Consider the following 6,805-nt stretch of genomic DNA (forward strand, 5'->3'; position numbering starts at 1 on the left):
CTTCTTCTCTCACCAGACGTACGAATTCCTGGAAGGTCTGGAAATCATCATCCGTTATCACGGTACCGTGAGAAGTCCTCGTGATAGTTACAAAGCCCCGTTCACTCAAGATTTTCAAGTATTTCCATGTGGTGGAGTACGGGAGACTAACATGCCTGGAAATTTCGCTTATATTGGGCATGATAGCACCTCTCATTATCATGATAGTGATAAACCAAAAAAGGCTGTATTGAAGGCAACTCTCTTGATATGATACCCACATATTATATGTTACCTCAGCAAGGGGTTATATGAGTTTCGAGGGAAGAAAATTATTGCTTGAGGAGATATGAAAGCTGAGGCGGGAAATAGAAAAATTGCACTGCGTGATCTTGTGCAGGTGTATTTTCTAATATCGAGAAGAATAAAGGACTTCAAGCGGAATATTCCTTTGTAAAGATAGCTTTTCTTGATTTTACAATCCCCTACTTAAGAGCCCCAATAGAACCAAAAGAGTAAGCAAAGCACCTAAACCAACCAATACAGCTCCCGGTTCTGGGGGAGTATAGCTTAAACGGATTATACCACTCAAACTTTTTCTATTCCCCCCCACCTCGTAAACAATCAAAAAATAGCGTTCAAGCCTTTCACTCGACAGCGGTTCTATATATTCTATGTTGTCTTTAGAATATGAATACTTAGATGAAAATCGGATGTGAGTTACAGGAACTATATTGTCATCAATATAGCCTTGAGGTGGAATAAGAATTCGTGAATACTCATTCAGTAAACTATAGGCTTTTACAGCTCGCCCATTATTATCTGTTATCAAACACTGACCCCAGTGGACAGCCACAATTCGATTTGTCTTGTTATAAATCCTTACGGATAATGCATCCATTCTTTTAATTGAAAAGACGGCTTTCAAGTCTTCGTTCTCAAACTCAGGATTGAGAATTTTGAACCCTCCGAAGGAAGAATCTCCAAAAACTGTTATTGCAGTTGTGATCATCAGAATCCCCAAAACGAACAAAAAACAAAATTTCCTCATAGCTTCACCCCCCATTTTTTCATAAGATATTTTATACCTGTTAATCCCCACAGCATCGCTCATTATGAAAAAGGAATGTTTGACCATGGTCGTTAACGTGAGCAACCTGAGCAAAGAGGGCACAACCTGAGAACGTATCCGTTACAGGCGTTGCAAATAGCCCAGAACCGTTACAGTGTCCCTTTTCGACCTTTACCTTTACAACCTTCGAACCTTCGAAGAACTGACCGTGAAAATCGCCCGTAGAAGCAAGTTTTTTCCTCGGGATAAATTATACTTTCGGAAGAGAAAAAACCACCTCTACGGCGAAAATAAAAGGCGTCATTGGGAAGTTGGGAACTTACTTTCAAAGTTTTGCAGGGTTTACCTTGTTTTGCCAGGTTTGTCAGCTTTTGGAACTTCGGAAGTTCGACACTTCGACACATTTGCCGTGAGACAACCTTCGCAAGCTTCGTAAAATAGGAGGAACCTTCGCTATTCTCTGAGCGGAATTTCATGAGTTTCTTACCAAATGGACGGCTTGAGATAAGATTCGACGTAAGATTTTCGGATGAACTTTGTAGCGAATGCCTCCTTTTCAGCTCCTCCCTTTTAGACCTTCCAGAATGGCTGTAGAGAATCTTTTTTCTACCGGCTGGTATAAAACCCTCTGAGTGTTTTTCAAAGCGTTTCTCGGCCAAGTTTAGTTTACACAATCTCATTGTGTCAACTAGGAGTGATTTGACACGATAAGATACAAAGTGATATAATGAGTGCAGAGGTTGGTTGACATAAAGGGGGGGGTGCCATGATGGAAGTCCAGCCAATCAGGGACAGAAAGGTTATCGAAAGAATGAAGGAACTGATGAGTGTGGACGGCAGATCGAAGGAGCTTCTTCTCTTCACTCTGGGGATCAATAGTGCTTTGAGGGTTTCTGATATTCTCAGACTCAGGTGGGGTGACTTGAAAGGAGAAACAATCAGGATCAAGGAGAAAAAGACGGGCAAATGGAAGGAATTTCCCATCACTCCATCTGTTCGGAAGGTCTTAGAAGAGGAATTCCCCGACTGGAGAGAAAAACCTGATGATGAATTCGTCTTCGTGAGTGAGAGCAACCGCAACCGTGGAAAGGTCTGGAGTCGTCAGTATGTGTGGGCTTTCCTGAATGAGTACGCAAAGCGAGCAGGCTGGAAAGAGCCAGTAGGAACACATACAATGCGAAAAACATGGGGCTATCACGCTTATCAGGCGGGCTATCCTCTTGAACTGATTCAGAAGGTTTTGAATCATTCCTCTCCTGCTATCACGCTTCGCTATATCGGCATAACGAGGGAACAGATTTTCAACGCTTATATGGCTTTGTCCCTGTAAAGGAGTGATAGGATGAAGGAATTCCTGACAAGAAAGGACATCATGGAGCTTTTCAATATCTCCAGGTCAACGGTAATTCGCATGGAAAAACGTGGAGAGCTCAAGCCCATTCGGATATCTCCACGAAAGATTGTCTATCGACGTGAGGATATTGAAGAACTTTTGCAAAGCAAGATGAAAGGGGCGAAAGAATGAGGAAGATAAGCACCGAAACGCTTTTGAGGAGAGTTCAACACGAACTGAACGTAATTCGAAAATTGAACCCTGAAGAGGTCGATCCGAAGATTTTCAAGCTCTATCTCGAGAAGGCTAGGGTGATGGGGTATCTTGCGAGTGTGCTAAGTCAGATCATCGAAAAACATGATCTTGAGAAACGCATTGAAAGGCTTGAGACGATACTTGAGGAAAGGAGCGAGGTGAGATGAAGGGAAGAATCAGACGGATTGAAAAGAAGCTTTCCCAGAATCGAGAAACGAAGGTTGTTGTTATAGAAAGAAATTGGGATAGTCAGAAGGAACGATCCCATTACTTCGCTTCGCTCGAAGATACAACCTTGGAATTTCCAACGAAGGATGAGATGGAGAGATACTTCGACGAGCTTGGAAAAAAGCAAAACTGCGAGTATCAGCTCATCATCATCGACCTTGTGGATACTCCCCAAAACGCACTTGAAAAGTAGTACTCGGCAGGACTGAACGAAAACACCATAACACGGTGGATTGAAATTCACTACAACGAAGACTGGAAAGAGCATTACACTCGTGAAGAGATCGAGAAGATAAGGAAAGAAATTCGCAGGAAATGGGGCAAAGAAAAAGCATCGAACAAAGCATGTGAGGAGTGAAAGAGGCTTCAGGGTGGGGGGGATTGATGAAAAAGGGAGCTCAGTGATGTGTAACGCTTCTTGAAAGTTTGTAACGCTTGTAACGGGGAGGAGAGAAGTCGAGAAGATTTTGAAAGACATGGGCTTTGACGCTAAACGGGTACCGTTGTCAGGTAGATCAGACAGACGCCAATGGCTTGTATGCATGCCCGTCAACGTGCTGAGAGAATTTCTCAAGTTAAGGGAGGGAAGAGCATGAAGCAAAAAGAGAAAAAGCCTGCCCCTGTGAGTGAGGCAGGCTTGTTGGAGGAAATCCTCAACCGTCTGGACGATGTTAAGGAATATCCCCGCGGGTACCGTGCCCGCTGTCCAAAGAAATCATATCACAAACATGGTGACGCCAATCCCAGCTTCTGGATTGCCAAAACAGGTGTATTCAAATGCTTAAAGCCTGGCTGTCCTCTCCATGAAGGTGGACACATCCGCTATTTAGCAGAGGAGTTAGGCATTGAGGTCAGGGACGAAGAAAGCCCGAGAGATGAGGGATTACACAGGAAAGCCATTGAGTACATCTCTAAAAGGCTTGGGTTTGACAATGAAGCGGAAGCAAGAAAATTCATGAGACGCTTTAATATCAAGCCTGCACGATTTCAAGGCATGGAAGGGGTCATGATTGACCTCCTCAATGGAGTGAAAAAATTCAGGTCATTTGAAGGAAAAGAATACCGTGCAATAGGAAAAAGTGATGAGGTTCCCTTTTCTACCTTGATAGATGTCGCTGATCCTTCAAAGCACATGTCGGTTGTCGTAACTGAGGGAACTTTTGACGCTTTAACTTTCTGGCGATTAGGAATACCTGCCATCAGTACAGAGGGAGGACATTATTCGCCTCAGAAGGTAGTTGAATGGGTAGTGCAGAACCATCTTGTTGCACATCTGGCATTTGACAACGATGAAGCTGGAAGAGAGTACCTCAAAAAGTGCATAAAAGAGTTTTCGAGCAAAGGCGAATCGTGTTATATTTTGCCGATTCCTGAAAACTACAAAGACGTCAACGAGGCTTTTATGGAACTCGGAACAGAATGGCTAAAGGAAGCAGTTGCGAATCGAATGCACTTCATAGAATGGGTAGCATCTGAACACCAGCACCTTTTGAGGAAGTTCGAAGAGTCTGGCGATCCCATATACCGTCTCATGTTCGTTAAGCGACTGCTGTACTACTATCAACGTTGTAGAGATCCACACACCTATGACGCAATTGTTGAAGTCTTCAGTCGGTACGGCATTTCTCTCGATCTCTTTGACGAAGTTCTTGAACAAATAGAACTGGCACGGATAGACGAGGAAAAACGAACGCAAGTAATTTCCAAAATGAAGGAAACCATCCAGCGAATTGAGGAAGGCTATCCACTTGACCAAGAACTTGAAACCCTGAAAGCTTCTTTAGCAAATTACAAGACAGTGGAGATACGGACGATAGATCAAAATCCCGGCTTGATTGATTTTGAAGAAGATCAGCCTATTTATTTGCCGTTGTTGCCTGAAATTCGACTGTACCCTTCCGATATCCTTCTGATCTCCTCACCTACAAAAAGCGGAAAAACAACCTTAGCCCTCAATCTGGCGAAGGAGTTACTTGATCAGGATTACAAAGTGCTTTTTGTCACGTATGAACTCCTTGCCAAGCAAATCATGAACTTCTTTACCGGCGTAGTGAAAGGAAAACGCTTTTCAGAAGTAACGAACAAAGACAGAAGAGAAATAGCAGAGTTATACGCCGGTAAATTCGCCATTGAGGAAGGGCTTACAATTGAGGAAATCTCTGCATATGTGAGAGCCTGGCAACCTTCCGCCTTCATTATTGACTACGACCAACTTATCCGCACTACTGGACGTTTCGAGAGTGAAGAAAGACGAGTTAGTTTTATCGTTCAGACTCTAAAAAGCTTAGCCCTAGACACCCAAAGCCTTTGTGTCCTTCTCTCACAAGAAAATGAAGAGGGACAAGCAAGATGGAGCAGAGAAAAGGAATTCTTTGCAAGTGTACACCTGCATTTAGAAAAGCAAGACGATATTATTGCCTGCGAAGTCAAACTGAACCGCTACGGAAAAGCCGGCATAAAGATCAATCTACAAGTTGATTGGAGCACTCGCCAGGTGACTCCTCTTCACAAGGAGGTGCCTCTATGAAACTCCAAGACGTGAAAAGAGAAATCAAAAACGGCAGAGTTGTCAAAATCACGGAAAATGAGGATTTTCAGTACCTTGCTACCTACGGCACTTTTGCCAAATACACTCAAAATGATACACTCAAAGAAGTTTTAGCTTCTCACTTAAAAAACCAGAGTGATCGAATTGTAACTTTGGAAGAATTCGGCAGTGAAGTAAGAAAAGCCCTACAGTTACCTAAGTTTGACTTGGGTTTAAGGATACTGCATTCTGATGATGCACCTAAGTCTTACGCATATCTTATTAAATTCTTCAGCATCTCAATCCACCCTGCTTCAAAATCCCAACCCGCAAACGTCCATTCTACACCTTCCCCAATCGTGGAACTACATATACCTGCAGATAAAATCGCTGCGATCAAGGTTGATGATGAACTTTGGAATGATACTCTAGAGACCGTCAAAAAATACCTGCTCGATCTAATTGATCAAGACCCTTATGATCTCTCACTTCTCTTTTGGCTCTGGCGGTTCGGAATCATAGACGAAAAAAAACTTCCCGTAGAAAACAAAAGGAAAGAACTTTTTCATCAGTACCTCGATGAGTACTGGAAAGAATTCGCCCCAAGTGATTCCTCTATCAAAATCGACCTTATCACCCGCATGTTGCAATTCAGAAAACTCAGGTATCGAGTCCAGCACGATACTATAAAGATCGCTGTAAGTGGACGAAAAAAACCAGAAGACACGTGGGTTGAACTTTTAAAAGATGGGCACGTGGTAAATGTTCAGTACTACCTTGGCAAACAGGAAAAGAAGCCTTTGGGACTTTACCACTACATTGCCCTTTTTGATCTGATTCTTCGCATGATTCGAACAGGGGAGATTAAAGGACGATTATTTGGAGTTGCAAAGTCCAATCAAAAGCTTCCGAAAGGTTCTCTAAACGTGCCGATCATCACAAATGAATTGATCAGAGAAAAACTTGGCGTAAATGACTACGAAGCTACGAGAATTAAAAATGCGATTTACGACCTTTCAAAGCTGGTTATTGCCTTCACCACAAAAGATGGCACAAAGAAAGGGATTTACCCGTTGGTACCCCGCTACTTCGAGTATGTAGGCGAGGAAACTGATGAAAACTGTGTGGACTACTTCGAACTTGATTCAATCTTCCTGTATAATGGAAAGAACTTTGTCCCGATGATCCCTAACTCTTTTGTGCGATTGCATAACCTTTCAACCTCTTCCCGTTCCAAAGAATTCATAACAAACGTTTTTCTGTACCTTCTTCAAACCCGAAACTTCAAAAGCAATAAATGCTTTATCTCCGCCCGTAGCTTCTCAAAAGTATTTCCAAACGCCTATGCTAAATCACGAAGATGGTCAGTTCTCAACCAAAGACTGAAAGAAGCACTTCAATTGCTATATGA

8 protein-coding genes are annotated in these 6,805 nt (G+C 42.8%); 6 read left to right on the forward strand and 2 right to left on the reverse strand.

Annotation, left to right across the window (positions count from 1 at the left end):
* Together J7K79_RS04035 and J7K79_RS04040 are read right to left on the reverse strand one after the other, a co-directional pair.
* Positions 1-181, reverse strand: a 181-nt coding sequence (locus tag J7K79_RS04035) for a hypothetical protein (RefSeq protein ID WP_296905428.1), incomplete at its 3' end; no start/stop codon positions are given.
* A 273-nt stretch (positions 182-454) separates the two neighbouring features.
* Positions 455-1,144, reverse strand: a complete 690-nt coding sequence (locus J7K79_RS04040; RefSeq protein WP_296905430.1) for a hypothetical protein — start codon at positions 1,142-1,144, stop codon at positions 455-457.
* 673 nt (positions 1,145-1,817) lie between these two features.
* Here J7K79_RS04040 and J7K79_RS04045 point away from each other — a divergent pair.
* From J7K79_RS04045 to J7K79_RS04070, 6 genes are all read left to right on the forward strand, one after another.
* The gene (locus J7K79_RS04045) at positions 1,818-2,381 is read left to right on the forward strand and encodes a site-specific integrase (protein WP_296905432.1); all 564 of its coding nucleotides are present in this window, start codon (positions 1,818-1,820) and stop codon (positions 2,379-2,381) included.
* Positions 2,382-2,393: 12 nt separating this feature from the next.
* Positions 2,394-2,576: a helix-turn-helix domain-containing protein gene (locus tag J7K79_RS04050; RefSeq protein ID WP_296905434.1), complete on the forward strand. Its 183-nt coding sequence runs from the start codon at positions 2,394-2,396 to the stop codon at positions 2,574-2,576.
* Positions 2,573-2,806, forward strand: a complete 234-nt coding sequence (locus J7K79_RS04055) for a hypothetical protein (protein ID WP_296905436.1) — start codon at positions 2,573-2,575, stop codon at positions 2,804-2,806. Before J7K79_RS04050 ends, J7K79_RS04055 begins: the two co-directional genes overlap by 4 nt.
* Positions 2,803-3,060: a hypothetical protein gene (locus J7K79_RS04060; protein ID WP_296905438.1), complete on the forward strand. Its 258-nt coding sequence runs from the start codon at positions 2,803-2,805 to the stop codon at positions 3,058-3,060. The genes J7K79_RS04055 and J7K79_RS04060 overlap by 4 nt, the downstream gene beginning before the upstream one ends.
* Positions 3,061-3,459: 399 nt before the next feature.
* Complete coding sequence (locus J7K79_RS04065) at positions 3,460-5,394, forward strand: toprim domain-containing protein (RefSeq protein ID WP_296905440.1); 1,935 nt, start codon at positions 3,460-3,462, stop codon at positions 5,392-5,394.
* Positions 5,391-6,805 (forward strand): hypothetical protein (locus J7K79_RS04070; RefSeq protein ID WP_296905441.1); only part of this gene is annotated, 1,415 nt, incomplete at its 3' end. The genes J7K79_RS04065 and J7K79_RS04070, both read left to right, overlap by 4 nt.

The organism is Thermotoga sp. (assembly GCF_021162145.1).
GTDB lineage: Bacteria > Thermotogota > Thermotogae > Thermotogales > Thermotogaceae > Thermotoga.

What these genes read in the sequence shown, in the direction of transcription:
- J7K79_RS04045 (WP_296905432.1), top strand. Translation starts at nt 1,818, where the DNA reads ATGATGGAAGTCCAGCCAATCAGGGACAGAAAGGTTATCGAAAGAATG.
- J7K79_RS04065 (WP_296905440.1), top strand. Translation starts at nt 3,460, where the DNA reads ATGAAGCAAAAAGAGAAAAAGCCTGCCCCTGTGAGTGAGGCAGGCTTG.
- J7K79_RS04055 (WP_296905436.1), top strand. Translation starts at nt 2,573, where the DNA reads ATGAGGAAGATAAGCACCGAAACGCTTTTGAGGAGAGTTCAACACGAA.
- J7K79_RS04060 (WP_296905438.1), top strand. Translation starts at nt 2,803, where the DNA reads ATGAAGGGAAGAATCAGACGGATTGAAAAGAAGCTTTCCCAGAATCGA.
- J7K79_RS04050 (WP_296905434.1), top strand. Translation starts at nt 2,394, where the DNA reads ATGAAGGAATTCCTGACAAGAAAGGACATCATGGAGCTTTTCAATATC.